This window comes from Brevundimonas sp. NIBR11 (genome assembly GCF_027912535.1).
Classification (GTDB): Bacteria; Pseudomonadota; Alphaproteobacteria; order Caulobacterales; family Caulobacteraceae; genus Brevundimonas.
Genome location: NZ_CP115465.1, coordinates 2797620 through 2823790, shown reverse-complemented (window position 1 = coordinate 2823790; position 26171 = coordinate 2797620). Strand labels below are relative to the sequence as shown.

The 26171-nt window shown below is 68.8% G+C and carries 29 protein-coding genes; 17 read left to right on the top strand and 12 right to left on the bottom strand.

Features of this window, described 5'->3' with window-relative positions:
- Window positions 1-8 precede the first annotated feature (8 nt).
- The 3 genes from tsaD to O5O43_RS14145 are packed head-to-tail and all read left to right on the top strand — an operon-like array spanning window position 9 to window position 2581.
- Window positions 9-1181 (top strand): tRNA (adenosine(37)-N6)-threonylcarbamoyltransferase complex transferase subunit TsaD, encoded by a 1173-nt coding sequence (gene tsaD, locus O5O43_RS14155; protein WP_271086443.1) that lies wholly within the window; start codon window positions 9-11, stop codon window positions 1179-1181.
- 27 nt (window positions 1182-1208) lie between these two features.
- Window positions 1209-2207 (top strand): NAD(P)H-dependent glycerol-3-phosphate dehydrogenase, encoded by a 999-nt coding sequence (locus O5O43_RS14150; protein WP_271084539.1) that lies wholly within the window; start codon window positions 1209-1211, stop codon window positions 2205-2207.
- On the top strand, window positions 2204-2581 hold the full coding sequence (locus tag O5O43_RS14145; protein WP_271084538.1) for a Rieske (2Fe-2S) protein: 378 nt from the start codon (window positions 2204-2206) through the stop codon (window positions 2579-2581). The genes O5O43_RS14150 and O5O43_RS14145 overlap by 4 nt, the downstream gene beginning before the upstream one ends.
- Before the next feature lie 3 nt (window positions 2582-2584).
- Here O5O43_RS14145 and O5O43_RS14140 read toward each other — a convergent pair whose 3' ends face one another.
- The 5 genes from O5O43_RS14140 to O5O43_RS14120 form a co-directional block, all read right to left on the bottom strand.
- Window positions 2585-3088: a phasin gene (locus O5O43_RS14140; protein WP_271084537.1), complete on the bottom strand. Its 504-nt coding sequence runs from the start codon at window positions 3086-3088 to the stop codon at window positions 2585-2587.
- A gap of 23 nt (window positions 3089-3111) precedes the next feature.
- Window positions 3112-3867, bottom strand: coding sequence for a creatininase family protein (locus O5O43_RS14135; protein WP_271084536.1), 756 nt, complete (start codon window positions 3865-3867; stop codon window positions 3112-3114).
- 131 nt (window positions 3868-3998) lie between these two features.
- Window positions 3999-4592, bottom strand: a complete 594-nt coding sequence (locus O5O43_RS14130) for a TetR/AcrR family transcriptional regulator (protein WP_271084535.1) — start codon at window positions 4590-4592, stop codon at window positions 3999-4001.
- A gap of 51 nt (window positions 4593-4643) precedes the next feature.
- The gene (locus O5O43_RS14125; protein ID WP_271084534.1) at window positions 4644-6233 is read right to left on the bottom strand and encodes a DHA2 family efflux MFS transporter permease subunit; all 1590 of its coding nucleotides are present in this window, start codon (window positions 6231-6233) and stop codon (window positions 4644-4646) included.
- A complete protein-coding gene (locus O5O43_RS14120) occupies window positions 6230-7354 on the bottom strand; it encodes an HlyD family secretion protein (protein WP_271084533.1) in 1125 nt (374 codons plus the stop codon). Before O5O43_RS14120 ends, O5O43_RS14125 begins: the two co-directional genes overlap by 4 nt.
- 125 nt (window positions 7355-7479) lie before the next feature.
- Here O5O43_RS14120 and O5O43_RS14115 point away from each other — a divergent pair, with 125 nt between their 5' ends.
- Together O5O43_RS14115 and nth are read left to right on the top strand one after the other, a co-directional pair.
- On the top strand, window positions 7480-8772 hold the full coding sequence (locus O5O43_RS14115; protein ID WP_271084532.1) for an NAD(P)/FAD-dependent oxidoreductase: 1293 nt from the start codon (window positions 7480-7482) through the stop codon (window positions 8770-8772).
- A 65-nt stretch (window positions 8773-8837) separates the two neighbouring features.
- Window positions 8838-9509: an endonuclease III gene (gene nth / locus O5O43_RS14110; RefSeq protein ID WP_271086442.1), complete on the top strand. Its 672-nt coding sequence runs from the start codon at window positions 8838-8840 to the stop codon at window positions 9507-9509.
- On the opposite strand, the gene O5O43_RS14105 is transcribed toward nth, so the two are convergent.
- Together O5O43_RS14105 and O5O43_RS14100 are read right to left on the bottom strand one after the other, a co-directional pair.
- Entirely contained in the window at window positions 9506-10402 is an 897-nt protein-coding gene (locus O5O43_RS14105; protein WP_271084531.1) for a transporter, read from the bottom strand. The two genes, nth and O5O43_RS14105, sit on opposite strands and share 4 nt — an antisense overlap.
- Entirely contained in the window at window positions 10375-11079 is a 705-nt protein-coding gene (locus tag O5O43_RS14100; protein WP_271084530.1) for a hypothetical protein, read from the bottom strand. Before O5O43_RS14100 ends, O5O43_RS14105 begins: the two co-directional genes overlap by 28 nt.
- A gap of 112 nt (window positions 11080-11191) precedes the next feature.
- Between O5O43_RS14100 and O5O43_RS14095 the strand changes: the two genes are divergently transcribed.
- Complete coding sequence (locus tag O5O43_RS14095) at window positions 11192-12202, top strand: adenosine kinase (protein ID WP_271084529.1); 1011 nt, start codon at window positions 11192-11194, stop codon at window positions 12200-12202.
- Here O5O43_RS14095 and O5O43_RS14090 read toward each other — a convergent pair.
- The 4 genes from O5O43_RS14090 to O5O43_RS14075 all read right to left on the bottom strand — a co-directional run bounded on the left by O5O43_RS14090 (window position 12199) and on the right by O5O43_RS14075 (window position 14199).
- Window positions 12199-12690: a hypothetical protein gene (locus O5O43_RS14090; protein ID WP_271084528.1), complete on the bottom strand. Its 492-nt coding sequence runs from the start codon at window positions 12688-12690 to the stop codon at window positions 12199-12201. The genes O5O43_RS14095 and O5O43_RS14090 overlap by 4 nt on opposite strands.
- Window positions 12691-12710: 20 nt before the next feature.
- The gene (locus O5O43_RS14085; RefSeq protein ID WP_271084527.1) at window positions 12711-13289 is read right to left on the bottom strand and encodes a Smr/MutS family protein; all 579 of its coding nucleotides are present in this window, start codon (window positions 13287-13289) and stop codon (window positions 12711-12713) included.
- A 4-nt stretch (window positions 13290-13293) separates the two neighbouring features.
- Window positions 13294-13530 (bottom strand): helix-turn-helix transcriptional regulator, encoded by a 237-nt coding sequence (locus tag O5O43_RS14080; protein ID WP_271084526.1) that lies wholly within the window; start codon window positions 13528-13530, stop codon window positions 13294-13296.
- Between the two features lie 75 nt (window positions 13531-13605).
- Window positions 13606-14199, bottom strand: coding sequence for a DUF2975 domain-containing protein (locus tag O5O43_RS14075; RefSeq protein ID WP_271084525.1), 594 nt, complete (start codon window positions 14197-14199; stop codon window positions 13606-13608).
- Window positions 14200-14759: 560 nt separating this feature from the next.
- Between O5O43_RS14075 and rdgB the strand changes: the two genes are divergently transcribed.
- From rdgB to O5O43_RS14025, 10 genes are all read left to right on the top strand, one after another.
- Window positions 14760-15362 carry an RdgB/HAM1 family non-canonical purine NTP pyrophosphatase gene (gene rdgB, locus O5O43_RS14070; protein WP_271084524.1) on the top strand — a complete coding sequence of 201 codons (603 nt, stop codon included), beginning with the start codon at window positions 14760-14762 and terminating at the stop codon, window positions 15360-15362.
- The gene (hemW, locus tag O5O43_RS14065) at window positions 15355-16494 is read left to right on the top strand and encodes a radical SAM family heme chaperone HemW (protein ID WP_271084523.1); all 1140 of its coding nucleotides are present in this window, start codon (window positions 15355-15357) and stop codon (window positions 16492-16494) included. The genes rdgB and hemW overlap by 8 nt, the downstream gene beginning before the upstream one ends.
- A gap of 26 nt (window positions 16495-16520) precedes the next feature.
- Window positions 16521-17396 (top strand): 16S rRNA (cytidine(1402)-2'-O)-methyltransferase, encoded by an 876-nt coding sequence (gene rsmI / locus O5O43_RS14060; RefSeq protein WP_271084522.1) that lies wholly within the window; start codon window positions 16521-16523, stop codon window positions 17394-17396.
- Window positions 17393-17797, top strand: a complete 405-nt coding sequence (locus O5O43_RS14055; RefSeq protein WP_271084521.1) for a YraN family protein — start codon at window positions 17393-17395, stop codon at window positions 17795-17797. The genes rsmI and O5O43_RS14055 overlap by 4 nt, the downstream gene beginning before the upstream one ends.
- Before the next feature lie 41 nt (window positions 17798-17838).
- Complete coding sequence (locus O5O43_RS14050; protein ID WP_271084520.1) at window positions 17839-18654, top strand: transglutaminase family protein; 816 nt, start codon at window positions 17839-17841, stop codon at window positions 18652-18654.
- 158 nt (window positions 18655-18812) lie between these two features.
- The gene (gene gshB, locus O5O43_RS14045) at window positions 18813-19763 is read left to right on the top strand and encodes a glutathione synthase (protein WP_271084519.1); all 951 of its coding nucleotides are present in this window, start codon (window positions 18813-18815) and stop codon (window positions 19761-19763) included.
- An 82-nt stretch (window positions 19764-19845) separates the two neighbouring features.
- Complete coding sequence (locus O5O43_RS14040; protein ID WP_271084518.1) at window positions 19846-21423, top strand: YifB family Mg chelatase-like AAA ATPase; 1578 nt, start codon at window positions 19846-19848, stop codon at window positions 21421-21423.
- 70 nt (window positions 21424-21493) lie between these two features.
- Window positions 21494-23041, top strand: a complete 1548-nt coding sequence (locus tag O5O43_RS14035; protein WP_271084517.1) for a response regulator — start codon at window positions 21494-21496, stop codon at window positions 23039-23041.
- A 52-nt stretch (window positions 23042-23093) separates the two neighbouring features.
- The gene (locus O5O43_RS14030) at window positions 23094-24773 is read left to right on the top strand and encodes a beta-lactamase induction signal transducer (RefSeq protein WP_271084516.1); all 1680 of its coding nucleotides are present in this window, start codon (window positions 23094-23096) and stop codon (window positions 24771-24773) included.
- A 32-nt stretch (window positions 24774-24805) separates the two neighbouring features.
- On the top strand, window positions 24806-25204 hold the full coding sequence (locus O5O43_RS14025) for a DUF1801 domain-containing protein (RefSeq protein WP_271084515.1): 399 nt from the start codon (window positions 24806-24808) through the stop codon (window positions 25202-25204).
- Here the strand turns inward: O5O43_RS14025 and O5O43_RS14020 are convergent.
- The gene (locus tag O5O43_RS14020) at window positions 25201-25434 is read right to left on the bottom strand and encodes a hypothetical protein (protein WP_271084514.1); all 234 of its coding nucleotides are present in this window, start codon (window positions 25432-25434) and stop codon (window positions 25201-25203) included. The two genes, O5O43_RS14025 and O5O43_RS14020, sit on opposite strands and share 4 nt — an antisense overlap.
- Before the next feature lie 261 nt (window positions 25435-25695).
- Between O5O43_RS14020 and O5O43_RS14015 the strand changes: the two genes are divergently transcribed.
- Window positions 25696-26112, top strand: a complete 417-nt coding sequence (locus O5O43_RS14015) for a DUF2141 domain-containing protein (RefSeq protein WP_271084513.1) — start codon at window positions 25696-25698, stop codon at window positions 26110-26112.
- Window positions 26113-26171 lie beyond the last annotated feature (59 nt).

The following is a 26171-nucleotide window of genomic DNA, read 5'->3' as shown; positions in this document are numbered from 1 at the left end:
TCGACCCGATGAGTATGGGCGCGGACTATAGCAGCAGGACCGGAGCGACAACCGGCGACCTCACGGTTCTGGGTCTCGAGACCAGCTGCGACGAGACGGCGGCGTCGGTCGTGCGGCTGACGCCGGACGGCGTAGCTACGGTGCTCTCGTCGGTGGTGCACAGCCAGATCGAAGACCATGCGGCCTTCGGCGGCGTGGTGCCGGAGATCGCGGCGCGCAGCCACGTCGAGATGATCGATGGTGTCGTACGCCGAGCCATGGCGGACGCGAACCTCGGTTACGGCGAACTGGATGGCGTGGCGGCGACGGCCGGGCCGGGTCTGGTCGGCGGGGTCATGGTCGGGCTAGGCTTCGGCAAGGCCGTGGCCCTGGCGCGCGACCTGCCTCTAGTGGCGGTCAACCATCTGGAGGGGCATGCGGTCTCGGCGCGGCTGGGGGCGAAGGTCGAGTACCCCTTCCTGCTGCTGCTGGTCTCGGGCGGCCACTGCCAGCTTCTGGAGGTGCGCGGCATCGGCGACATGAGCCGTCTGGGCACGACCATAGACGACGCGGCCGGCGAGGCCTTCGACAAGATCGCCAAGGCCATGGGCCTCGGCTACCCCGGCGGGCCGGCGCTGGAGCGGATGGCGGAGGGCGGCGACGGGTCGCGTTTCGACCTGCCGAGGGCTCTGCTGGGGCGGAAGGACTGCGACTTCTCCTTCTCGGGGCTGAAGACGGCGGCGTCGCGGCTGGCCCAGACCTGCGAGACCGATCAGGACCGGGCCGATCTGGCCGATGCGGTGCAGAACGCCATCGCGCGCCAGCTGTCGGAACGGTCGGACCGGGCCATGGCTGACTTTGCCGAGCGGCATGAGCAGCGCCTCAAGCAGGCGAGCCCCGCGGGCGAGGTGGTAGGCCAACAAGGACTCCTGTTCGTCGTGGCGGGCGGCGTCGCGGCGAACAAGACGGTGCGGCGGGTGCTGGAGGCGACGGCGGCGAAGCGTGGGTTCGACTTCCTTGCTCCGCCGATGGCCTATTGCACGGACAATGCGGCGATGATCGCCCTGGCGGGGGCGGAACGGCTTCAGCTGGGGCTGGTTTCGGATATCGATGCGCCCGCCCGCCCGCGATGGCCGCTGGACGAGGCCCGCGCTCTGGCCGATCCTGTCCATCCGACCGGGCGCAAGGGCGCGAAAGCCTGACAGACGTCGGCGACCGAGGGAGAATTCATGGCTTATCGCACCGCAGGGGTCATCGGCGCAGGGGCCTGGGGTACGGCCCTCGCCCTGGTCTGCGCCCGCGCCGGGCTGGACGTGATCCTGCAGGCGCGCGAGCCCGAGGTGATCGAGAGCGTCGGCAACCGCCGCGTCAACGAGGCCTTCCTGCCCGGCGTGGTGCTGGATGACCGGATTTCGGTGACGTCGGAGCTGTCCGGCCTGTCGGCGTGCGATCTGGTCCTGGCCGTGCCGCCAGCGCAGTTCATGCGCTCGACGCTGGCGGCCTATGCACCGCATCACCGGCACGCGGCGCCCATCGTGCTCTGCTCCAAGGGAATCGAGCGCGGCTCCCTGAAGCTGATGACCGAGGTGCTGGCCGAAACCATACCCGACGCGCCGGCCGCCGTCCTGTCGGGACCGAGCTTCGCGGCGGATGTGTCCAAGGGGCTGCCGACCGCGGTGACCCTGGCCTGCGAGGACGCCTCCTTGGGCGAGGCTCTTATGGAGACCCTGTCGGGTCCAGGATTCCGCCCCTATCTGGCGACGGACCTGATAGGGGCCGAGGTCGGCGGAGCGATCAAGAACGTCCTCGCCATCGCCTGCGGGATCTCAGAAGGGCGGGGTCTGGGGCGCAGCGCCCATGCCGCCCTGATCACGCGGGGCTTTGCGGAGATGACCCGACTGGGCGTGGCCCTGGGCGGAGAGCCGGAGACTGTGGCGGGGCTGTGCGGTCTGGGCGACCTCGTTCTGACCTGCTCCAGTCCGCAATCGCGCAACATGAGCCTGGGTCTGGCGCTGGGCCAAGGCCAGTCGATCGTCCAGGCGCTGGCGGGCAAACGATCGGTGGCCGAGGGCTATGAGAGTGCGCCGGCCGTGCGCGACCTGGCGCGCAAGATGGGCGTGGAGATGCCGATCTGCGAGGCGACGGCGGCGCTGCTGGCCGGGGAGACCACGGTGGACGCCATGATCGAGGCCCTGCTGTCGCGCCCGCTCAAGGCCGAGCGCGAATGACCGAAGCGGCTCCGGCGGACCGGAAGCGCGTCTGGACCACCCCGCCGAACGTGGTCCTTTGCGTGCTGGACGATATCGCCGAGCCCGGTTCGCGCGGCTTCGTGCTGCAGATCGGCGACGCCTATTTCCACGGCTTCGTGGTACGCAAGGACGGCGAGGTCGCTGGATACATCGACCGCTGCCCGCATCAAGGCTTCCCCATCGCCATCGAGATGGACCGCTATCTGACGCCGGACGGATCGCTAATTCTGTGCGGCTGGCACGGAGCGGTGTTCGCGCCTCTGACGGGCGCCTGCGTCGGCGGACCCTGCGCGGGCGGCAAGCTGACGCCCTGGCCTGTGAAGGTCGAGAGCGGAATCTTGCGGACGGCCTGAGACCTAGCGCTTCAACCGTTTGGCGTTGGCGACGGCGGCCGAATGGATGGGCTTGAGGGCGTCGGACTGAGCCTTCAGAAGCTCGGTGTTCAGGGTCAGCATCTGGCCCGCGGCGCGGCCCCACCAGCCGACTGCATAGTTGAACTGGGCCGTCGCGGCGCCGGCCGGGGTCGCGGCGGACGCGATGGCCGAGGCCGCGCGATGGGCGTGGCTCATCTCGTCCATCGCCGACTTCGACATCCGGGCGGCGAGGTCGCCCAGGTTGCCGGCGACGGCGGCGGCCGATTCCGACAGGGCCTCGACCTTTTCGGTGCCCATGAGGGACATCTCGGCCATGTCGGCCTTCATCGGATTGGCCAGCCCCTCGGCCATGATGCTCAGGCGCGCGGCGATAACGTCGGAGGCGGCGCGCATCATCTCGCCGCCGCTGGCGGCGGTCAGGGCCGCCGAGGTGGCGTTCTTCTGCATCCGGCGGCTGTCGCGCAGGGCTTTGTCGAGCGGTGTCATGGGCCGGGCTTGGACCCTTTCCTTCAGCCCGGCAAGACCTCTTGGGCGAAGGCGGCCACGTCGCGGATCAGGGCGGGGACGGCGGCGTCGATGATCCGCTGACCTTTCTCGGGGCTGGCCTGCGCCGGGTCGGAGCCGATGCGGCCGTCGGGGAAGCGGGCGCGATAGTCGAGTGCGTCGCGGATCGGGCCGCTCGGGGCGATCTTCGGCGAATAGTCGGCCGTCTTGATCCGGTCGGGATAGGCCGCCTGGGTCACGGCGATCTCGGACGGGGTGGCGTGCATGCCGTGGCCGGTCGGGAAGATCTGGTTGCACAGGCTGTTGACGCCCGGCAGGTCCCACCAGTTCCGGAGCTTCAGCACCATCGGCGGCTGCTCCTCGACGAAGGACCATTCGGCGTAGATTTCCGAGAAGGTCGCCTCGATGGTCGCGACATTGCCGCCGTGGCCGTTGAGGAAATAGATGCGCTCGAACCCGTGGCGGATCAGCGACGAAATCCAGTCGGTGATGGCGCTCATGAAGGTCGAGGGACGCAAGGAGATCGTACCCGGGAAGGCCAGATGGTGCTGGGCCATGCCGATGTTGAAGGTCGGGGCGACGATCAGGCTGTCGTCGGTCTTCTCGGCCGCATGGGCGATTATTTCTGGGCACATCCAGTCGGTGCCCAGAAGGCCGGTGGGCCCGTGCTGCTCGTTGGAGCCGATGGGCACGATGATCGTCTTCGCGCCGCCCTTTAGGCGGGCGTCGATCTCGGGCCAGGACGAGTAGGCGATCAGCATGGAAAAAGACTCTCTTTTGGGCGCTACGCTCGCCCCTGGTCCGAATCTTCGGTCAGCCGGAGGACAGGCGATGCGGTCGCTCTTTGCCTGAGCGCGGAAGGCGGGATTAAACTGTCCTTACGCCCGGTCGGTCACGGCGCGAAAGCCCGGATGAAGCGATCGGCGGTTTCGCGGGCGCGGCCCGACTGGTCGATGGGGGGCTCCTCCACGCCGAGGATGCCGCGCAGGTGGCCGTGACCCATGACCATGCCCGTGAACATCTCCGCCGCCCCGGCCGGATCGGGTACGCGGAGCGTCCCCAGCCGGTCCTGTTCCGCAAGATAGGCCGAAAGCCGGCGCAAACTCTCGCCCGGACCGGCGTGATAGACCGCCTCGGCCAGATCTGGCGCGTGCGGGGACATCAGGGCGACGCCGCGCATGGCGACCCGCCCCTCGGTGGTGCAGAGTTTGTTCAGCAGCGTGGACGCCAGCGCGGTCAGCACTGCTCGCACGTCGTCGCCGGAGCGCAGGGGAGCGGTGATGGCCTCGGACCGCTGCTCGGCGATCGCCCGGCCGATCTCCACCTTGGAGGCGTAGCGGTTGTAGAGGGTCTGCTTCGAGACACCGGCGCGACGCGCGATCTCCTCCATGGAGGCGGAACCGCCCTTCTCGGCGAAGAGGGCCGACGCCGCCTCGAGGATAGCCTGCGACTTCTTCTCGTCGATCTGACCGGCGATACGGGGCATCTCAGAGCCTCGGCCCGTGAGGGGACGTGGCGCAAAGACAGGCGGTAGACATCAGTGCGCGTCCGCCGGCGGCGGGGCGCCCGTGCCCGGTCTGACCGGCCGGGACAGCAGGGTGACGAAGGCGGCGAAGGCGCAACCCAGGGCCAGCATGGCGAAGGCGTCGCCGAAGGCGAGCGTCGTCGCCTGGCGCTGGAGGATCCCATAAACCGCCTTGAGCGCCGCGCCGTCCGGATCGATCGAGCCCGACATCATGGAAGCCATGCCGGTCAGCATCTCACGCATGCGGGTGTCTGTCTGGGGGATGGCCTGGGTCAGCTCGCTCATGTGCAAGGCGGTGTTGGTCGTGAGCGATGTGTTCAGCATCGCCAGGCCGAAGGCGCCGCCGACATTTCGGAATAGGTTCACCAGCCCCGAGGCGTTCTTCACCATGTGTGGCGGCAGGGTGGACATGGTCACCTGCTGGGCGGCGATCATGGCCATCATGACGCCGACGCCGCGCAGGGCCTGGACCCCTGCAAAATCCCAGAAGCCCCATTCGGTGGTCACGGCATGGGCGTCCCACATGCCCCATGCGCACAGCATGAAGCCCGAGAACATGAGGACGCGCAGATCCAGAACCCGGACCAGACGACCCGCGAACGGTCCCGTGGCGAACATGGCCAGGCCCGAGACGACCATGGTCGTGCCGACCTCGGCCGGCGAATAGTCGCGCACCCGCGCCAGGAATAGGGGCAACAGGAAGGTGCCGCCGAACAGGGCCGCACCGACTGTGAAGGTCATCACGACCCCCACCATGAAGTTGCGGTTGTTGAAGGCCCGTAGCTCGACGACCGGATTGTAGTAGGTCAGCGACCGCCAGATGAAAGCTGGGCCGCACAGCCCGGCCACGACCGAGAGCAACAGGATCTGGTCGTCGGCGAACCAGTCGTTCTTGGACCCTTCCTCCAGCACGAACTGCAGGCTCATCAGGAAGGTGGCCATGAGGCCGAGACCCAGCCAGTCGAAGCCCTTCGACAGCGACGGATCCCCCTTGTCGAAGTTCGCGTAGCGCCAGACCAGGAAGAAGGACAGCAGGCCGAACGGCACATTGATGAAGAAGAGCCAGCGCCAACTGGCCAGTTCCGTCAGGTGACCGCCGAGCGTCGGGCCAACGGTGGGGGCCAGGGTGACGATGAGGCCGATGAAGACGGACGCCGTGACGCGCTTGGACGGGGGGAAGGCTGTAAAGGCCGTGGCGAAGACGGTCGGGATCATGGCCCCGCCGACAAAACCCTGGATGGCGCGGAAGAAGATCATCACCTCGACCGAGGACGACAGACCGACCGCGATCGACATGATCACGAAGCCGCCGCAGGAAATCAGGAAGACCTTCTGGGTCCCCCAGAGCCGCGACAGATATCCCGACAGGGGGATCATCACGACCTCGGGGATCAGATAGGCGGTCTGGATCCAGCTGATTTCGTCGGCCGATGCGCCGATGCCAGACTGGATCTGGGGCAGGGAGGCGGCGACGATCTGGATGTCCAGGATCGCCATGAACTGGCCGATGACCATCCCGGCGAAGCCGAGGATCAGCAGGGTCCAGTTAACCTTCGGCTCGGCGGCGGGGCGGGGCGCCCCGTCCAGCGTGGCGGCGGTCATTGGGCCGCCAGACGACCAGTGGGCGCGCCGGCGTCGGCCAGGCGTGTGGCTCCGGTGGCGGCCTCTGCGAAGGAGGCGCCCCCCTGGCTCTTCAGATCCACCTTGACCTCGACCGACAGGCCGGGCCGCAGGGCCGCGCCGCCATCCGCGCGGTTGACCAGGATGCGGACAGGCACGCGTTGGGTGATCTTGGTGAAGTTGCCAGTGGCGTTCTCGACCGGGATCAGGGCGAATTCCGAGCCGGTCGCCGGGGCGAAGCTGTCGATGCGGCCGGTCAGGTCCATGCCGGGGAAGGCGTCGGCCTCGATATGGACGGTCTGGCCGAGGCGCAGCCGGTCCAGCTGGGTCTCCTTGAAGTTGGCCACGACATAGGTCTCGCCCAGCGGCACCAGCGACAGAAGCTGGCCGCCCGGACGGACGTACTGGCCGGCGCGGACGCCGCGCGCGCCGACCACGCCGGCGGACGGGGCGCGGATGACGGTGCGATCCAGGTTGGTGCGAGCCTGTTCGACGGCGGCGCGGGCCTGGTCGACGGCGGCCAGGCTCTGTTGGCGGGTCGAGCCGAGAACGCCGGCGGTGCGCTGTTCGGCGACCAGGGCGGCCTGGGCCTCGGCGACGGATGCGGCGGCGGTCTGGGCCCCGGCGCGCTCGGTCTCGATACGTTGCTGCGAGACCCAGCCCTGGCGCTGCAGGGTGGTATAGCGGTTGACCTGGGCCTCGGCGAGCTGGGCCTGGGCGCGAGCCTGGGCGACGCCGGCGGCGCGGGATGCGATCATCGCCTGTTCCTGGGCCGCGCGGGCGTCGACGTTGTCCACGGCCGCGAGAAGGGCGGCGAGATTGGCCTCGGCGGCGGCCAGCTGGGCCTTGGCGTCGGCGTCGTCGAGACGGACCAGGATCTGGCCGGCTTGGACCCGCTGGTTGTCGGTGACCAGAACCTCGGCGACGTAGCCGTCGATCTGGGGGCTGACCAGGGTCACATCGGCCTGGACGAAGGCGTTGTCGGTGGTCTCCCACCGCTGCTTGTTCTGCCACCAGACGGCGCCGCCGGCGATCAGGCCCATGGCGACGACGCCTCCGACGATGAGCGGGAGGCGTTTCTTCAGAGCGGGAGCGAGGGCCATGCGTACAGGTCTCTAAGAATAGGCGTCGGGGAAGACGGACGGTAAAATGGACCCAATCGTCCAAAAATCAATCCCCTTGCGGGCCAACGGGAACACGTCATGTTTCGGCCTGTTCACAACGCCTGATGAGCCTTTCGATTTTCCTGCCCTCCTCCATTGATGTCGCCGTGGTCGGGGCCGGGTCCGCCGGGCTTTCGGCAGCGCGTCGGCTGGCCCGGGCGGGCGTGGCGGTGGTGGTGCTGGAGGCGCGGGGCCGTCTCGGCGGACGGGCCCACTCGGTCGCGCATGAGGGAATGCCGATCGACCTGGGGTGCGGCTGGCTGCATTCCGCCGACGAGAACGTCCTGTGCACCTTGGGCCGAGAGGCCGGGTTCACCATCGACCAAACCTCCCCGCCGTGGCGGCAGCAGGCCTTCAACCTCGGCCTGACCCCGGCGGAACAGGTCGAGTTCGGCGAGACGTTCGACGCCTTCGACCAGCGAGTGGCCGATGCGGCCAAGGCCGGCGACGACAATGCGGCCTCCAACCTCTTCATTCCCGGCGACCGCTGGAACCCGCGGATGGACGCCATCTCCGGCGCCCTGAACGGCGCGAAATTCGCCGAGGTTTCGACCCTCGACTACGACGCCTATGAGGACACCGGGATCAACTATCGGGTGACCGAAGGCTATGGGTCGCTGATCGCCTTTCTGGGCGCCGAGGTCCCGGTGGTGCTGAACTGTCCGGTCGAGCGTATCGACCGGTCGGCGGCTCGGTTGACGATCGAGACCGCGCGCGGGACGATCGAGGCGAAGTCCGTGATCCTGACCCTGCCGACCTCGGTGCTGGCTTCGGAGGCGGTGCGGTTCGATCCGCCCCTGTCCGAACTCATCGAGGCTGCGGCGGGCGCGCCTCTGGGCCTGGCGTCCAAGCTGCATATGGCGGTCGAGGGCTGGGAGGAGTTTCCCAAGGACAGTCAGTTGTGGGGCCGGACCGACACGTCCCAGACCGGCGGGTATCACCTGCGGCCGTTCGGGCGCCCGATCATCGAGGGCTATTTCGGCGGCGACCTGGCCTGGGGGCTGGAGGCGCAAGGCGAGGCCGCCTTCTTCGACTTCGCCTGTTCGGAGCTGGCCGACCTGTTGGGGTCCAGCTTCCCGAAACGGTTGCGCGTCCTGTCGACCTCAATGTGGGGAGTCGACCCGTTCTCCATGGGGGCATACTCCCACGTCCTGCCGGGGTTGGGCGACCGGGAGACCGGCGCCCGGGCGCGGTTGAGACGACCGATCGAGGACCGGATATTCGTCGCCGGCGAGGCGACCTCGCCGAACTTCTACGGCACCTGCCACGGCGCCTGGATGGAGGGCGAACGGGCGGCGGTGGAGGCGATGGTCGCACTGGGGATCGACCCGCGTCTGTCCAATCCGTCGGCGGAGTGAGCGTGGCCAGACCCGCCAAGCCGAAGGCCGCCGTGAAGCCGCCGGCCCGCAAGGCCGGCAGCGTCATGACTGGCGCGCCGATCCCGATCTTCGCCTTTCCGCCCGATGAGGATCGCGTCGAGGAAATCTTCGTCCGCCTGGCCCGCGTCATGCCGAAGCCCAAGACCGAGCTCAGCTTCACTGACCCTTTCACACTTGTCGTCGCCGTCGCCCTGTCCGCCCAGGCGACCGACGTCTCGGTCAACAAGGCGACCGACCGGCTGTTCGCCGTCGCCGACACGCCGGCGAAGATGCTGGCCCTGGGGGAGGCGGGGCTGGTCCCCTACATCGCCTCCATCGGTCTCTATCGGAACAAGGCGAAGAACGTCATCGCGCTCAGCCGCATCGTGCTGGAGCAGCACGGCGGCGTCGTGCCCCTGAACCGCACGGACCTGCAGGCCCTGCCCGGCGTGGGCCGAAAAACGGCCAGCGTCGTCCTGAACGAACTCGGCATCGAGCCGGCCATCGCGGTGGACACCCATGTCTTCCGCGTTTCGCACCGGCTGGGTCTGGCCAACGCCGCGACGACCGACAAGGTCGAGGACCAGCTGCACCGGATCGTGCCCGAGGCCTATTTGCCCAAGGCCCACCACTGGCTGATCCTGCACGGCCGCTACACCTGCACGGCCCGCAAGCCGAACTGCGCCGGCTGCATGATCAACGACCTGTGCCCGGCGCGGGGACTGATGGCGGCCTAAATGTCCAGCCGCGCCTTGACCGCTTCGGCGAACAGGCGCCCGCCATCCGGGGCTTGGGCCAGGTAGAAGTCCGGCTCGACCAGCTCGGCCTCCATCAATAGCCATCCGTCGGCGGACTGAACCATGTCGATGCGGGCGTACAGCAGGGGCTCCTCGATCGCCGCCAGCACCCGCTCGGCCAGTTCGACGGCGTCTGCGGGCGGTTCCGCGACGTGGGCATAGTCGCCGCCGTACTGGACCTGGACGCGAAAGTCGCCTGCCTTGGCGCGCTTCACCACCGCGTGGCTGAATCGGCCGCCGAAGAAGAGCAGGGACAGTTCGCCGTTCGCCACGAGCTCGGGCAGGAAGGGTTGGATTATGGCCGGACCGTCGGGGGCGTCGGTCAGGATCTCGCCGCGCGAGAGTTTCACCGTCTTCCAGGCCCCGCCGGAGACGGTCGGCTTGACGACCAGGGTGTCCGTCCCGAACCGGTCGAAGGCGGCATCGACCTGATCTTGCGTGACGCCGTCGCTCCACGCCGTCGGAGGGATGGCGATGCCCGCCGCTTCCAGTCGCCGCAGGTAGGATTTGTCCGAATTCCAGCCCAGTACCGTGGCCGGATTGGCGATCCGCACGCCCGCCTCGCCCCAGAGTTTCGTCGCCGCCAGCCAGTCGCCGTGGCGCTCGTAGTAGCCCCAGGTCAGGACGCCCAGCACCAACGGATAGCCCGTCAGGCCCGAGGCGTGGGTGACATGGTCGGTCCAGGCGGTCGGGACGGCGGTGACCTCGGCCATGGCGAGGGCCGTCGACAACCGCTCCAGCACGACGGGCCAGTGGCTCTTGTAGGCCGGGTCGTCGGCGGCGGGCGTGAGGATGGCGATCTGGGTCAGGGCAGGCTCTCCAGCGATGAACAATCGCCGCCCAGGGCCTGCGATCCTTGCGCCGCCCGATACCCCAGTTCGCGGTTCCCCGAAGTGGAAATCAGATAGGTCAGGTCGCGATCGGCATCGGCGCCGGCCTCGACGACCCAGGCCTCGACGGGGCCGTCGGGCGTGCGCACCGTCTCCTTGCCGACGACCTTGACCGAAAACGATCCGAAGCCCTTGTCGTACTGCCAGTAGGGCAGGCTGAACTCCGCCCCCTCCGCCAGAGGCAGGGCGGCGAAGGTCTGGCCGAACAGATTGCCCTCCCAGACCGGCCCGGTCAGGGGGATGTCGATGGGGGTGGCGACGCCGTCCGTGATCGTCTCGCCCGTGATGCGGTCGGAGCCATAGGTCGCGCGGACGTGGACCTGTCCCTGTCGCATGTTGATGAGGGAGATCGGCCGCAGGGTCGCCGCCTCCAGCAAGAATTCGTCACGCATGTCGAAGGCGCCGCTGTTGACCGACTGATGCACGACCACGCGAAGGACTGGCTGGCCGTCGACCGTGTCTCGCTCGATCGTCTGCCAGGTCAGGCCGAGGGGGCGGGTCTGGTCGCCGCGCGTCATACTGAGGGTGAAGCATTTCCGCTCTTCGCTGATCCGGCCGCCGTCGGGGACCACGGTGGGCGCGGAAGTCTGGAGGGCGAGGGCGGCGATCAGGCTCAGCATGGCGAACTCCCGAGGTCATGGTGGTGATCATGCCGACCGGCGGCCGCGCGGCAAGTGAAGCTTCGGCAATCCGCCACTGGCGCGCCGGCGTCCCGCCCGCTATGGGGCGGCCATGACCCAGACCACCGCCACCTATGACGTCTGCGCCGTCGGCAACGCCATCGTCGATGTCCTGTCGCCCTGCGACGACGCCTTCCTGATCGCCCAGTCCCTGACGCCCGGCTCGATGCAGTTGGTCGACGAGACCCAGAGCGCGGCCCTCTACGACGCCATGGCGGCGGGGGTGGAGGCCTCGGGCGGCTCGGCCGGCAATACGGTCGCGGGCGTGGGCTCGTTCGGCGGTCGCGCGGCCTACGTCGGCAAGGTGGCTCCGGACACCCTGGGCGGGGTCTTCACCCACGACATCCGCGCCTCGGGCGTGCATTTCGACACCCCGGTCCTGAAGGACGGCGCCGGAACTGGTCGCTGCCTGATCAACGTCACGCCGGACGGTCAGCGCACCATGTGCACCTTCCTGGGCGCGGCGAACCAGCTGGGCGTGGAAGACATCGACGCCGACCTGATCGGGTCCAGCGCCATCGTCTATCTGGAAGGCTATCTGTTCGATCCGGCCCCGGCCCGCGCCGCCTTCGAGGCCGCCGCCGCCGCCGCGCACAAGGCGGGCCGCAAGGTCGCCATCACCCTGTCGGACACCTTCGTCGTCGCCCGCTGGCGCGCCGAACTGCTGGAGTTCATCGCACAGTCGGCTGACATCGTCCTGGCCAACGAAGGCGAACTGGCCGCCCTGTTCGAGACCGAAGACTTCGACGCCGCCGCCACGAAACTGGCCGCCATGGTCAAGATCGCCGCCGTCACGCGCGGGGCCGAGGGTTCGGTCATCATCTCCGGCGACCAGCGCGTGGCGGTCGCCGCCTATCCGGTCGCCAAGGTGCAGGACACCACAGGCGCGGGCGATCAGTACGCCGCCGGCTTCCTCCTGGGCGTCGCACGCGGCCTGACGCTGGAACAGTCGGGCAAGCTGGGCTCGCTGGCGGCCTCGGAAGTCATCGCCCACTGGGGTCCGCGCCCGATGGTCAAGCTGGCGGACCTGGCTGCCGAGAACGGCCTGACGCTGAAGGCCTAGGTTGCGGGCGCCGGCGGCGCCGAGCCCTTGGCCCAAGCGCGCAGGGCCTGCGGATCGACCAGTTCGTCGATCGGCACGGTGGCGTCGACCGACAGGCCCGACGGCAGCTCACGGGCGAAGATCACGAACCAGTCGCCCTCGCGCGCCGACAGGGCGTCGAGGAAAGGGATCGGTCCGCAGCTGGTGAAGGTCGTGTGGCGGATGCCGATCGGCTCGGTCGGCAGGTCGCCCTTGAGCGCCAGCGACGGGACCAGGGTCGTGCTGTTTCCCTGAGCGGTCGAGTTGGTCAGGGACACGCGATCGAAGCCGGAGGTCTGGGACAGAAACACGACGTCCGAGCGGGCCCACAGCGTGGCCTGATGATTCCTGACGCGTTCCGCCATGGCCTCGTCCGGGGTCGGCGGAGCGATCACGCAGGCCAGGGTCGGGGTCGAAACGGACGCCAGGACCGCGGCCAGAACCCAAGCGAGGCGGGACTTTGCGGGCATGTTGGTCCTCCTGCCCGGACCTAGCGTTTCAATGTGACGTAAATTGCGCCGTCGCCGCCGTGGCGCCGGTGGGCCATGGCGAAGCCGGAGACCACGCCGCGCAGGGCGTGCCCCTGCAGCCATTCGTGGATGGAGGCGCGGATGATCCCGCCGCCTCTGCGCCCCTGACCGGTCACGACCAGAACCGCGCGCAGGCCGCGGGCATGGGATTGCATCAGGAAGGCGCGCAGCTGGTCCTCGGCCTCGAACCGGCCGAAGCCGTGCAGGTCGATGGAGGCCTCGATCGGGTCGCGTTCGCGCGACAGGCGGCGCTGGCGGCGCGGCTCCAGCTCTTCGGGCGCCGACCGGGGCGCGACTGGCGTGGGCTTTGCCGGAGCGGCAAGCGCGGCGTTGCGGATCTTGGTCGAGGGTTTGGGCTTTCCGAGAACCGGCGGGCGCGGCGCCTTGATCGTCTCGGGCTTCAGGGGCTCGTCGGGCAGGATCGCGCCGGGGATGATGCGCGCGGCCTTGCGCGTCTTGGGCGGGGTGACGCTGCCGGACACCCTGGCCCAGATGCGGCGGTCCTCGGCCGTCAGATCGGGAGGCGGTCGCCGCGCCACGGGGTCAGTCTTCGCCCTCGGCGTCCGGCTCGGGCGGGCCGGGCTCGTAGACCAGAAGATCGCCCGGCTGGCAGTCCAGTTCGCGGCACAGGGCGTAAAGGGTCGAAAAACGCACGGCCCGCGCCTTGCCGGTCTTCAAGATCGACAGATTGGCCAAGGTCACGCCGACACGGTCGGCGAGCTCGGTCAGCGACATCCGTCGCTCCACCAGGATTTTGTCGAGCTGGACGCGGATGGCCATTTCAGGCGCCCTTCGGGGCGCTACCGCCCACGACGCGGTCGCTCGCTGCTTGAGCGCGTTCGCGTGCCTCGCCGGTCATATAGTGAGCTCTGACTCGCGGCGCAGACGCGCGCCCTCTTTAAACACCTCGGCCAGGACGAACACGACCAGGACGGAGAAGACGGGGGTCAGGAGCTCTCCGGCGCCCTGCGAATCCAGGATGCCGGGGGCGAGGCGGGCGGCGACCAGCCCCTGGACCAGCCAGACCCCACCGGTGACGACCGCCAGGATCAGGCCGATCTGCCGCAGCCGGCGCACGTTCTCGGGCCGGAAGGGGTCGCCCACGGTCAGGGTGCGGAAGATCATCCGCAGGTTTCGCAGGATCAGGAGAAAGCCGCCGAAATAGGCGGTCAGGGCGCCGACGCCGAACAGCAGGAGGGGTCGGGTGAGGGCCTGTTGCCGTCCGCCGGAATCGTTGGCGACGGTCACATTCATGTTGGACAGGGGGATGAAGATCGACGCCAGGAACGCCAGCAGCAGAACGGCGGTGATGATCATCAGAAGCAAATAGGCGACATCCAGCGCGATCTTCAGCAGGCTGGATACGGAGCCGGGTCCCATGGTGCGGAACGGCGCGCGAAAGCCCTTGGGCATCTTCGGCAGGCGCAGCTCGGGCCGGGTGAGGGACATCGTCGGGCTCAGGAACCGGAGAAAGTCAGGCCGCGATGGCCGCGCAGGGTCCGGTAAACCCTGACACGGCTCTATACATCGCGATTTTCGACAAAGGGGAAGGCTCTCTCTCTTGGGTTGCTATCGCTCGGCCCGCGGGGCCTCGCTCGTTGAGCAACGAAGGTTTGAAGCCGTTCATCTCAGCGGTCGCTCAAGCTGTGGGCAACCGCGTTGCGAACGTTAGAGACCCCTGTATCAGAAAGCCTGCACCAGAATGGCGACCAGGGCGGTCGGCAGGGCGGCGAGCAGGGCGGCGTTGATCAGCACAGCGCCGACCTTGTCCATCATCAGCGAGGCGTTCATCGTGTTCATCGTTCTATTCCTTCGATCCTGAGGCGGGTCATTCATGCCCGCTTCTTTTCACCACGAGGTTCGGATTTGCCGATCTTGGCCCTTCCGGGGAACGTTGTGGCCGCCGTTCTTGAGATCATAGATAGGACGTGCGGGGTGGGAAGTCATGTTACATATCGTTTAACGATATTAAAATTGAGCAATGAAATGTTTCACGGGCGTGATCGGGCATGAAGTTGAAGCTTATCAAGGGGATGCGGATCGTCGCCGCGACACACAACGCCGGCAAGGCGCGTGAAATCCATGCGCTTCTGGACGGACATTACAGCGTGGTCACCGCCGCCGACCTGAATTTGCCCGAACCGGCCGAAACCGAGACGACTTTCGTCGGGAACGCCATGCTGAAGGCGCGCCACGCGGCCCAGTTCTCCGGCGAGGTCAGTCTCGCCGATGACTCTGGTCTGTCGGTTGCAGCGCTGGATGGAGCGCCCGGCATCTTTTCCGCGCGCTGGGGCGGACCACAGAAGGATTTCGGTTCGGCGATGCAGAAGATCGAGACCCGGCTGGAAGAACTGGGCTCGCCGGATCGCTCGGCCTGGTTCACTTCGGCGCTGGCCGTCGCCTGGCCCGACGGGCCGTGCGTGGTGGTCGAGGGGCGGGTCGACGGCGTCGTCACCTTCCCGCCGCGCGGCGACAGGGGCTTCGGCTACGACCCTATCTTCGTGCCCGAAGGCTACGACCAGACCTTCGGCGACATGGAGCCTGCGCTGAAGGAGAGCATGAGCCATCGCACGCGAGCCTTCGCCATGCTGAAGGCGGCCCTGATTGACTGACGCCGGCGAGGCGGTCGGCCTCTACGTCCACTGGCCCTACTGCGCCCGCATCTGCCCCTACTGCGACTTCAACGTCGTACGTGACCGGGGCTGGCGCGAGGAGCAGGCCGTGCTGGTCGAAGCCATCCTTTGCGATCTTGAGGCGCAGGCGACGTTGCTGGGGTCGCGCCCTCTCGCCTCGATCTTCTTCGGCGGCGGCACCCCGTCCCTGATGCGGCCCGAAGACGTCGCCCGTGTCATTGAACGCGCGCGGACTCTGTTCCCGGCGGGCGATGTCGAGATCACGCTCGAGGCCAATCCCACCGACGCCGAGGCCGCCCATTTCGGCGCCCTGAAGGAGGCCGGGATCAACCGGCTGTCGCTGGGGGTCCAGTCGCTGGACGACGCCCAGCTGACGTTCCTCGGCCGCAACCATTCGGCGGACGAGGCGCGTCGCGCCATCGCGGTGGCGGCAGGCGTCTTCGACCGTCTGTCGATCGACCTGATCTACGCCCTGCCGGGCCAGACGGTCGCCGGCTGGACCGCCGCCATGACCGAGGCGCTCGCGATGGGGTTCGAGCACATCTCCCCCTACCAGCTGACCATCGCCGAGGGCACGGCCTTCGAGCGGGCGATGGAGCGGGGCGCGCTGGTCCCGCCCGACGAGGACACGGCCGCCGACCTGTACGAGGCGACGCAAAGCCTGCTGGGGGCCGCGGGCTTCGAGGCCTATGAGGTGTCCAACCACGCATGGGGCGTCGGGGCGCGATCGGCCCACAATCTTCATGTCTGGCGCGGCGGGGACTATCTCGGCGTCGGCCCCGGCGCCCACGGCCGGCTGACGCTGGACGGGCTCCGAACCGCCACCGTCGCTCATCGCCGCATCGCCGACTATGTTGAGAGCGTCGCCGCCGGGACGCCGTGGTCGGAGCAGGAGACGCTCGATCCCCGGGCCGCCGCCGAGGAACGGCTGCTGCTCGGCCTACGCACCATAGAGGGCGTCGCCCTGACCGATCTCGTGGCGCTGGACCTGACCGGGCGGGTGGAGGGATTGGTCGAGGACGGCTTCCTGGCGGTCGCCGACGGACGGGTCGCGGCGACCGCCGCCGGACGGCCGGTGCTGGACGCCGTGCTTAAGGCCTTGCTGACCTGAGCGTCCGGCTGTGGCACGAAGCGGCGATGACCGAGCCCAATCCCTTTCCGCCGACCGCCCCGCCGCCGCGCCTGGTGACCCCGGGCCTCTATCTGGTGGCGACGCCGATCGGGAACCTGAGAGACATGACGTTAAGGGCGCTCGACGTCCTGGCCGCCGCTGATCTGATTCTGGCCGAGGACACGCGGGTCACCGCCAAACTCCTGAGCGCCTATGGGCTGAAGGCGAAGCTGGAACGTTGCGACGATCATGCTTCCGCCCGCGCCGCCGAGATCGCCGTCGAACGGGTGCGAGAGGGTCAGGTGGTGGCGCTGGTGTCGGACGCGGGGACGCCGGTGATCTCCGACCCCGGCTTCGTCGTGGCGCGGGCGTTCATCGCCGCCGACCTGCCGGTCCGCCCGATCCCCGGAGCCTCCAGCCTGCTGGCGGCCCTGTGCATCGCCGGCCAGCCTTCCGACCGGTTTCTGTTCGCCGGCTTCCTGCCGCCCAGGTCGGCGGCGCGCAGGACCATGCTGGCCGAGGTCAAGGCGGCGCGTCAGACCCTTGTCTTCTTCGAGAGCGGCCCGCGTCTGGCCGCCAGCCTCTCAGACATGGCCGAGGTCCTGGGCCCGCGTCCAGCCGCCGTGACCCGCGAGCTGACCAAACTCTACGAGGAGGCCATCCGGGGGACGCTCGCCGAACTGGCCGTCGATCCGCGCTGCGATGCGCCCAAGGGCGAAATCGTGATCGTCATCGGCCCCGGCGCGGTCGAGGTGGCCTCAGAGGCCGATATCGACACGGCCTTGACCGAGGCCCTGGCCCGCCTGTCCACGGGGGAGGCGGCGTCCGAAGTCGCCGAGGCCTTCGACCTGCCGAGAAAGCCTCTCTATCGCCGGGCGCTGGAGCTGCAGGGCAAGGGATGAAGCCGCCGAAGGTCCGCGTATCCCTGCCGGCCAGGCCCAAAGCGGCCTGGCGACAGGCGCTGGGCGGACAGGCTTTCCGCGAGGGCCACGGGGCCGAATGGATCGCGGCGGCCTGGTTGATGCTGAAGGGCTACCAGATCCTCGGCTTCCGGCTGAAGACGCGCGGAGTCGAGATCGACATCCTCGCCCGGCGTGGACAGACGGCCGTCGTCGTCGAGGTTAAACGCCGCGCCACACTCGAAGCGGCGCTGAATGCCGTGGAGAATCAACAGCTGCAAAGATTGCGCGAGGCGGGCGCCGCACTGTTGCGCCAAAGACCCAGCTTGGCCGGTCTTGATCTCAGAATCGATATTGTCGCGCTGGCGCCCGGGCGAATTCCGCGTCATCGTCGCAATCTCTAGTTTTCACCGGGGGGTGAAAACCGATCGTCGGGGGACGGGGCGTGACGCGCGAAGAGGCGGAAGTCGCACTGGAAGAGGCGGGTCGGGCGGACGACGATGCCTTCCCGCTGCTGGACGCGGCCATCGCCTGCGCCCTGCACGACTATCCGTTCCGCGATCCGTCCCAGGCTCGGATCCTGGCCGACGCCGCCGCCGAACGGCTGGCCGAGCGGATCGGCGGCGAGAGCCCCGACGACGCCCTGGCAGAGACCATGGCGGCCGATCTGCGGTTCAACGGCGACCTGCTGCACTACGACGACCCGGCCAACACCGACGTGCTGGACGTGGCCGAGCGTCGGCGCGGCCTGTCGGCGGCGCTCGCCGTCTTCTATCTCGACGCGGCGAGGCGCGCGGGGGTGAAGGCGCAAGGGGTCGACTTCCCCAACCATTTCCTGCTGCGCGTCGAGACGCCGGCCGGACCGGTGGCGTTGGATCCCTTCAGCCAGGGGCGGGTCGTCATGCCTTCGGAACTGACGCGCCGGGCGCTGCGAGCCGGTCTGACGCCGCATGTCGCCGACCGGCTGGACGTGCTGATGGCGCCGGTTACGGATCGAGAAGCGCTGATCCGGCTGCAGAACGTCCTGTTCAACCGGGCGATCAGGGCCGAGGACTATGTGTGCGCCGAACGCTCCGCCGTCCGCCGCGCCCTGCTGGATCCCGACGACCATCGGCCCTGGCTGGACGTCGCCTCGGCCCGAGAGAAGCAGGGCGCCCTGACCGGAGCGCTCGAAGCCCTGCGCCGCGCCCGCGCCGTCGCCGGCCAGGACGACCAGATGCATCAGGTCGTCGCCGACCGGCTGAGGATGAGGCTGAACTGAGGGGCGAGGGATGAGAGCCGAGGGTCGAAAGCGAGCCCGAGGCTGCTGCGACCTCGACGATCTACCCTGCCGACCCTCGCCCTTCGACTCTCGACCCTCCTTGCGCACACGTCGGTCGCCGCCCATTACCCCTGAACGGCCAACAGGGATCCTTCTCCATGCTCAAAGTCGCCATCCAGATGGACCCCATCGAGGCGGTCAACATCGCCTCGGACACGACCTTCTTCCTGGCCATGGAGGCGCAACAGCGGGGCCACAAGCTGTGGGTCTATGACTTCCGCACCCTGGCGCTGGAGGACGCTAACCTGACCTGCCGCGCCCATCCTGTGGTGATCCGGCAGGTCCACGGCGACCACGTCACCGTAGGCGACGAAGTGAAGCTCGATCTCGGCAAGGACGTCGACGTCATCCTGATGCGCCAGGACCCGCCGTTCGACATGGCCTATGTGACGGCCACCTATCTGCTCGAGACGGTCCATCCGCGCACCTTGGTGGTCAACGACCCGGCCGAGGTCCGTTCCGCGCCCGAGAAACTGTTCGCCACCCGGTTCGAGGGCGTCCAGCCGCCGACCCTGATCAGTTCCGATCCGGCCGCCCTTGTCGACTTCCATGAGCGCCACGGCGACGTGGTGCTGAAGCCTCTGCACGGCGCGGCGGGCTCGGGCGTGGTTCGCCTGAAGGCCGGGGATCCCAACCTGGAGGCCCTGATCGAAATCCACATGACCGGGTCGCGCGACCCGCTGGTGATCCAGAAATTCATCCCGGCGGTCTCGAAGGGCGACAAGCGCATCATCCTGATCGACGGCGAGCCCGTCGGCGCCATCAACCGCGTCCCGGCCGAGGGTCAGGTGCGGTCCAACCTGCGCGTCGGCGGCACGGCCGCGCCGGTCGAGCTGACCGACCGCGACCTGGAAATTTGCGCCGTCATCGGCCCGGAGCTGAAGGCGCGGGGACTGTTGTTCGTCGGCATCGACGTGATCGGCGACTATCTGACCGAGATCAATGTGACCTCCCCGACGGGGGCGGTGCAGCTGAAGGAATTCACCGGAATCGACGCCGCCGCCATCCTGTGGGACGTGATCGAAGCGAAACACATCCCCAGCGCCTGAGAGCGCAACCTGACCGGGTGTGCATGGCCGACTTGCAATCCGTTTGAGTTCATGGTTCGTTCTCTTTAGCGGGAGACGGATCATGCTTGCCAGTATCGCGACGGTGGCGTTCGAGGGGGTCGAGGCGCGGCGCGTGAATGTCGAGGTGCAGCTGGTCGGCGCCGACGGGCCCACCATCTTCTCCATCGTCGGCCTGCCGGACAAGGCGGTGGCGGAGAGCCGCGAGCGGGTGCGGGGCGCCTTTGCCGGCATAGGACTGGCCCTGCCGGCCAAGCGGATCATCGCCAATTTGGCGCCGGCCGACCTGCCCAAGGAGGGCAGTCACTTCGACCTTCCCATCGCCTTGGCCCTGCTGGCGTCGCTGGGGGTGATCCAGCCGGATGCGCTGGAGGGCTGGGCGGCGTTGGGCGAGCTGGGACTGGACGGACGGATCCAGCCGGTCGGCGGGACCCTCCCGGCCGCCGTCGCCGCCGCCTCGATGGGGCTGGGCCTGATCTGTCCGGAGGCCAATGGGCCCGAGGCCGCTTGGGGCGGTGACGTGCGGATCCTGGCGCCCCGGTCGCTGATCGGGCTCATCAACCATTTCAAGGGAACGACCATCCTGCGCGCGCCCGAGCCGGGGCCGGTGACGAACGGCGGGGCCAGCGCCGACCTGCGCGACGTCAAGGGTCAGGAGAGCGCCAAGCGGGCGCTGGAGGTGGCCGCGGCCGGGGGCCACAACATTCTGTTCGTCGGACCGCCGGGCTCGGGCAAGTCGATGATGGCCCAGCGGCTACCCGGGCTTCTGCCGCCGCTGACGCCGCAGGAACTGCTGGAGACGTCGATGGTCTGGTCGGTGGCCGGGCTGATCGAGCGGGGCGCCCTGACCCGCGACCGGCCGTTCCGGTCGCCCCACCATTCCGCTTCCATGGCCGCCCTGACCGGCGGGGGCCTGCGCGCCAAGCCGGGTGAGGCGTCGCTGGCCCACAACGGCGTCCTCTTCCTCGACGAACTGCCCGAGTACTCGGCCCAGGCGCTGGACAGTTTGCGGGCGCCGCTGGAGACGGGGGAAATCGTGGTGGCGCGGGCCAATGCGCACGTGCGCTATCCGGCGCGGTTCCAGTTGGTGGCGGCGATGAATCCGTGCCGCTGCGGGCTTGGCGGATCGGGCAAGGGGGCGTGCGGAAAGGCGCCCCGCTGCCAGCGCGACTATCAGAACCGAATCTCCGGTCCGATGTTCGACCGCATCGACCTGACGGTGGAGACGCCGCCCGTCACCGCCGCCGACATGGCCCTGCCCAGCCCCGCCGAGGGCACGGCCGAGGCGGCCGTCCGCGTCGCGGTCGCGCGCGGCATGCAGGAAGAAAGAGTGAGGGAGGCGGGTCTCGATCCGCTTCAGGGGTTGAACGCTCGCTCCTCCGGTGACGTGCTCGAACGGTTCGCGACCCCGGACGAGGCAGGGCGAGCGTTGCTGATGCGGGCCGGAGAGGCGGGCGGATTGACGGCGCGGGGCTGGACCCGGACGCTTCGTCTGGCCCGCACCATCGCCGACCTGGAGGGTTCGACCGGGGTGCTGCGCCGCCATATCGCCGAGGCCCTGATCTATCGCCGGACCACGGTGGGGGCCCAGGAACAGTTCGACCGCCAGAGGGGGAAGCGGGAAAGTCTGCCGGCCTGGTGAAGCGCGGCCCGCAAGGATTGAGTCGTCGTTAACGCCTGCTCTCCAGAATGCGAGTGCAGCGGAGAACGTCATGACGCGACGCAAGACGGATGAGACGGCGGATGGGGGCCGGGCGGGCGGCGCCGATCCTTTCCTCAGGCTGATGAGCCACGAGATGCGCACGCCGCTGAACGGAGTCATCGGGATGCTGGGCCTGCTGACCCGCACCAAACTCGACGGCGCCCAGAGATCCTATGCCGAGGCCGCGCGCGACAGCGCCGAACACCTTCTGGGGCTGGTCAACGACCTGCTCGACTACGCCCGACTGGAGGCCGGCAAACTGGAGATCGATCCGGCGCCGGTCGAGCTGGAAGGTCTGGTCCGCGGCGTGGCTGAACTGCTGAGCCCCCGCGCTCACGACAAGGGGCTGGAAATCGTCTGGTCGGTCTCGCCCGAGGGGCCTGACGTCCTGGCCGACGAGGGTCGGCTGCGGCAGGTGCTGTTCAACCTCGCCGGAAACGCGGTGAAATTCACCGAGACGGGTGGGGTGCGTATCGCCGTCGAGCGGACAGGCGGCTCCGACGAACGGCCGACGCTCGCCTTCATCATCGACGACACCGGCCCCGGCGTCCCCGTCGAGGCGCGCGCCCGCATCTTCGAGGAGTTCGGCCACGTCGACGCCACGGACGCGACCCGCTACGGCGGCGCCGGGCTGGGGCTGGCGGTGGTGCAGAAACTCGCCACGGCCATGGGCGGGACCGTCCGGGTCGAGGACCGGCCCGGCCCCCGGAGCACGCGAGGTTCCCGCTTCGTGTTCGAGGCGGCCTTCGAGGCGCTCGCCGAAGCCGCGCCGCGCCTCCAGCCCCTGACGGGCCGAACCTTGCAGGTGCGCAGCCCCGATCCCTTCGTGCGCGCCGCCGCGGAGGACCAGATCACGGCGTCCGGCGGCTCGCTTTTCCCGGTGGGCGGGCCGGCCTCGATAACCCTGGTCGATCACGCTGGGGCGGCCGCCGCCGGACTTCCTCTGGCTCCCCTGCCAGAGGGCGGTCGCAGCATCGTTCTGCTCAAGCCGTCGGAACGCGACCTGATCGCTCGCTACCGGTCGATCGGCTTCCACGGCTATCTGATAAAGCCCCTGCGCCGCGCATCGCTGGTCGAGCGGGTGCTGGCGGCTGCCTGCGCCGGCCAGGCCCAGGGGGCGCCGCCCGCTTCGCCGCCCGAGGACGACCGCGTCCTCCCCGTGCGGTTCGCCGGCACTCGCATCCTGCTGGCCGAGGACAATCCGGTCGGCGCCCTTCTGGCCAAGACCCTGCTGCGTCGCGAGGGCTGCGTGGTGGAGACCGCGGCGACGGGAGAGGAGGCCATCGCAGCCCTCAAGCGCGCCCGCTATGATCTCGTCTTCATGGACATGCGGATGCCCGGCATGGACGGTCCCGCCGCGACCCGCGTCATTCGCGCCGGCGGCGACCGCACCCCGATCGTGGCCCTGACCGCCAACGCCTTCGCCGAGGACCGTCAGGCCTGTATCGAGGCGGGGATGAACGACCATCTGATCAAGCCTCTGGAGCTGGAGGCCTTGCGCGCCGCCCTCGCCCGCTGGACGGCCGGAGAGTTCCACGCCAAGGTCGCCTTCGCATAGGGCTGCGCCGGCGTCAGATCGGCGACCCTTCGAGAGAGAGGCCGCTCCCGCAATGACGCAAACATCCCAGACGCCGCCCGCAGCGACGCCCGCCGAGATCGACGTCAAGCCCAAGGGCCTGGCCGTTCTGAAGGTCGCCTTCCGCGAGCGGCGGACGCTGGCCATGCTGCTGCTCGGCTTCTCCGCCGGCCTGCCGTTCGCCATGCTGATCGGCACGCTGAACGCCTGGCTGACCGAGGTCGAGGTTCCGGTGGCCACCATCGGCATCCTGAGCTGGATCGGCCTGTTCGGCGCTTTCCGCTTCCTGTGGTCCCCGGCCGTCGCATGGACACCGCCGGTGATCGGCAAGCGGTTCGGCCGCCGGCGCAGCTGGCTTCTGGTGCTTCAGATCGTCATCGGCCTGGCCCTCGCCTCCATCGCCGCGTCGAACCCGGGCGCGGGGGTGTTGGGGCCGCTGGCGCTGGGCGCGGCGCTCGGGGCCTTCGCCTTCGCCACCCAGGACATCGTCATCGACGCCTGGCGGATCGAGGTCGCGGACGAGAAGACGCCGATCGACCTGCTGTCGACCATCTATCAGCTCGGTTACCGCACGGCCGCCCTCGTCGGCGGGGCCGGGTCGCTTCTGCTGGCGACCGCCATCGGCTGGCCGGGCGTCTTCCTGACGGCGGGTCTCCTGATGGGGCTGGGCCTGATCGGCACTCTGATCGCGCCCGAGCCCCAGCCGTCATCGCGAGCCGCAGTCGCCAAACAGCGTCGCGGCTCGCCGAACCTGCGTCTGGCCGTCCTGGTGGCGACGCTCGCCGCCTGGGCATGGGCGGCGTATATGTTGATAAACTTCATGGTCACGGCCTTGACCACCTCGCCGGCGCCCAGCGCGGGCGAGTTCACTGCCTCCTGGGGTCCGTGGATCGTCGGCGCGACGGTCGTCCTGCCCGCCGCCCTGGCCGGCCTTATCGTGTGGAAGGGCCGCGAGGCCACCGCCGTCGAGACCCTGGGCGCGCCTAAGCTGGCCGACACCTTCTACGACGCCATCCTGGCGCCTCTGGTCGAGTTGATGGGGCGGCTGGGCTGGGGCGCTGTCATCGTGCTGGGTCTGATCCTGACCTATCGCATCACCGACGGCGTCTGGGGCCCGTTCGCCTTCCCCTTCTACATGGGCGACACCGGCGGGGCCCTGGGTCACACCAAGGCGGAGGTGGCGCTGGCGTCCAAGACCTTCGGCGTCTTCATGACCATCGTCGGCATCGCCCTGGGAGGATGGGCCCTGCTGGTCATCGGACGGATGTGGAGCCTCCTGATCGGCGCCATCCTGTCGGCGGCGACCAACCTTCTGATGATGGATTTGGCGCTGGGCGCTCCGACCATCGGACCCTTCATGTCTGCGACGGGCCTCTATTCCCTGTTCGGCGCGATCGGGGTTCACGAGCCTCTTGCCCGGCTGATGCTGGCCATCGCGGGCGAGAACATCGCCGGCGGCTTCGCGGGGGCGGCCTTCGTCGCCTACCTTTCGGCCCTGTCGAACAAGACGTTCGGCGCCGTGCAGTTCGCGGTCTTCATCTCGCTGGCGCTCCTTATCGGCACGCTCGGACGAGGCGCGCTGGGCGAGCTGATCGACGCCCGGGGCTATGCGCCGATGTTCGTCATCGCCGCGTGGATGGGAGTTGTCGCCATCGTCTTCGTCCTGATCGAGTGGGTCCGGCTGGGCTTCGAGGCCAAGAAGCTGGCCCGATAGTCTGAGTCCCAGGTCGCGCCGGAACTGATCGCATGAACGACCTCGCCGCCACACAAGAAATCGACGCCAAGTTGGCGGGGCTGGGTGACTGGCGCGGCGCGACCCTGTCGCATCTCCGGGGTCTGATTCATGCGGCCGTTCCCGACGTCGTCGAGACGGTGAAGTGGAAGAAGATCACGAACCCGCTGGGCGTCCCGGTGTGGGAGCGCCAAGGCATCCTCTGCACCGGCGAGGTCTACAAGGGCTACGTCAAACTGACCTTTGCGCGCGGCGCTGCCCTGGCCGATCCGACCGGCCTGTTCAACGCGGGCTTCGGCGGCCGCACGCGACGGGCCATCGACCTCAAGGAGGGCGAGCGTATCGACGAGGCCGCGTTCAAGGCCCTGATGCGCGAGGCGGTCGCCGCCAACGCCGCGAAGGCGAAAGCCTAGTTGCGCGGCAGCCGGGTCGCGCCCCGGATCTCGCAGACATAGTCCGTTTGAGGCCGGCCGGTGGTTCCGCCGCCGACGGGACTGAGGATTCCCTCACGCGCGCGGCAGTCGGCGGTGAGCTGGGCCAGCTCCTCGCTGTAGGTCGAATGGGAACGCGGCCCGCTGGCGCAGGCAGAGGCGGCCAGGGCGGCGCCCAGGACGATGGACGAAAAAAGGATACGCGCGGTCATCGGCAGATCTCCGGACGGGAACGTCAGCCCCGAAACGCATCCTGCGCCCAAACGGCTTCACTGGCCACCTGTCCGTTCGCGCAGCGACCCTGCGGCAGGTGTTCGTTCGCGTATCGCGGACGGCCGCACGCCGCCGTTCACGAAGCCCCGCCGTCCATCGCCGCAAGTCCGGTGGCGGCCGGAGCGCGACAGGGCGAGGGTCGGGACATCGAGACCCCCAACGAGGCTCACACGGGCCTCTTCCAGACAAGGACTACCGCCATGATCCGCACCGCCCTGATCGCCGCCGCCGCCTTCCTGTTCGCCGCTCCGGCTTTCGCCGCCGATGACGCCAGCGTCGCCCTGACCTTTGACACCGCCGCCGCATCCGGCAAGGTCATGGTGGCCCTTTACGATCAGGCGACCTACGGCGGCGGCCAGCCGGTTCGCGTCGCCATGGTCGATGTCGCGGCCGGAGAGCACAGCGTCACCTTCGAGGGCCTGCCCGCCGGCGAGTACGGGGTGAAGGCCTTCCACGACCTGAACGGCAACGGCCGCATGGACACCAACCCCTTCGGCATGCCGGTGGAGCCCTATGCCTTCTCCAACAACGCCGTCGGCAACATGGGCCCGGCCGGGTGGGACCGCGCGAAGTTCACGGTCGATGGCGCTACCGCCCAGACGATCAGCATCCGCTGATCGTCAGTCCTGAAGAGGGCTGAGGCGGCAGGCGACGCGGTCGCCTGCCGCCTCAGCCC

Coding starts and splice junctions, on each gene's coding strand:
- tsaD (WP_271086443.1), top strand. CDS start 9: ATGAGTATGGGCGCGGACTATAGCAGCAGGACCGGAGCGACAACCGGC.
- O5O43_RS14150 (WP_271084539.1), top strand. CDS start 1,209: ATGGCTTATCGCACCGCAGGGGTCATCGGCGCAGGGGCCTGGGGTACG.
- O5O43_RS14145 (WP_271084538.1), top strand. CDS start 2,204: ATGACCGAAGCGGCTCCGGCGGACCGGAAGCGCGTCTGGACCACCCCG.
- O5O43_RS14140 (WP_271084537.1), bottom strand. CDS start 3,088: ATGACACCGCTCGACAAAGCCCTGCGCGACAGCCGCCGGATGCAGAAG.
- O5O43_RS14135 (WP_271084536.1), bottom strand. CDS start 3,867: ATGCTGATCGCCTACTCGTCCTGGCCCGAGATCGACGCCCGCCTAAAG.
- O5O43_RS14130 (WP_271084535.1), bottom strand. CDS start 4,592: ATGCCCCGTATCGCCGGTCAGATCGACGAGAAGAAGTCGCAGGCTATC.
- O5O43_RS14125 (WP_271084534.1), bottom strand. CDS start 6,233: ATGACCGCCGCCACGCTGGACGGGGCGCCCCGCCCCGCCGCCGAGCCG.
- O5O43_RS14120 (WP_271084533.1), bottom strand. CDS start 7,354: ATGGCCCTCGCTCCCGCTCTGAAGAAACGCCTCCCGCTCATCGTCGGA.
- O5O43_RS14115 (WP_271084532.1), top strand. CDS start 7,480: ATGAGCCTTTCGATTTTCCTGCCCTCCTCCATTGATGTCGCCGTGGTC.
- nth (WP_271086442.1), top strand. CDS start 8,838: ATGACTGGCGCGCCGATCCCGATCTTCGCCTTTCCGCCCGATGAGGAT.
- O5O43_RS14100 (WP_271084530.1), bottom strand. CDS start 11,079: ATGCTGAGCCTGATCGCCGCCCTCGCCCTCCAGACTTCCGCGCCCACC.
- O5O43_RS14095 (WP_271084529.1), top strand. CDS start 11,192: ATGACCCAGACCACCGCCACCTATGACGTCTGCGCCGTCGGCAACGCC.
- O5O43_RS14090 (WP_271084528.1), bottom strand. CDS start 12,690: ATGCCCGCAAAGTCCCGCCTCGCTTGGGTTCTGGCCGCGGTCCTGGCG.
- O5O43_RS14080 (WP_271084526.1), bottom strand. CDS start 13,530: ATGGCCATCCGCGTCCAGCTCGACAAAATCCTGGTGGAGCGACGGATG.
- O5O43_RS14075 (WP_271084525.1), bottom strand. CDS start 14,199: ATGTCCCTCACCCGGCCCGAGCTGCGCCTGCCGAAGATGCCCAAGGGC.
- rdgB (WP_271084524.1), top strand. CDS start 14,760: ATGAAGTTGAAGCTTATCAAGGGGATGCGGATCGTCGCCGCGACACAC.
- rsmI (WP_271084522.1), top strand. CDS start 16,521: ATGACCGAGCCCAATCCCTTTCCGCCGACCGCCCCGCCGCCGCGCCTG.
- O5O43_RS14055 (WP_271084521.1), top strand. CDS start 17,393: ATGAAGCCGCCGAAGGTCCGCGTATCCCTGCCGGCCAGGCCCAAAGCG.
- gshB (WP_271084519.1), top strand. CDS start 18,813: ATGCTCAAAGTCGCCATCCAGATGGACCCCATCGAGGCGGTCAACATC.
- O5O43_RS14040 (WP_271084518.1), top strand. CDS start 19,846: ATGCTTGCCAGTATCGCGACGGTGGCGTTCGAGGGGGTCGAGGCGCGG.
- O5O43_RS14035 (WP_271084517.1), top strand. CDS start 21,494: ATGACGCGACGCAAGACGGATGAGACGGCGGATGGGGGCCGGGCGGGC.
- O5O43_RS14030 (WP_271084516.1), top strand. CDS start 23,094: ATGACGCAAACATCCCAGACGCCGCCCGCAGCGACGCCCGCCGAGATC.
- O5O43_RS14025 (WP_271084515.1), top strand. CDS start 24,806: ATGAACGACCTCGCCGCCACACAAGAAATCGACGCCAAGTTGGCGGGG.
- O5O43_RS14020 (WP_271084514.1), bottom strand. CDS start 25,434: ATGACCGCGCGTATCCTTTTTTCGTCCATCGTCCTGGGCGCCGCCCTG.
- O5O43_RS14015 (WP_271084513.1), top strand. CDS start 25,696: ATGATCCGCACCGCCCTGATCGCCGCCGCCGCCTTCCTGTTCGCCGCT.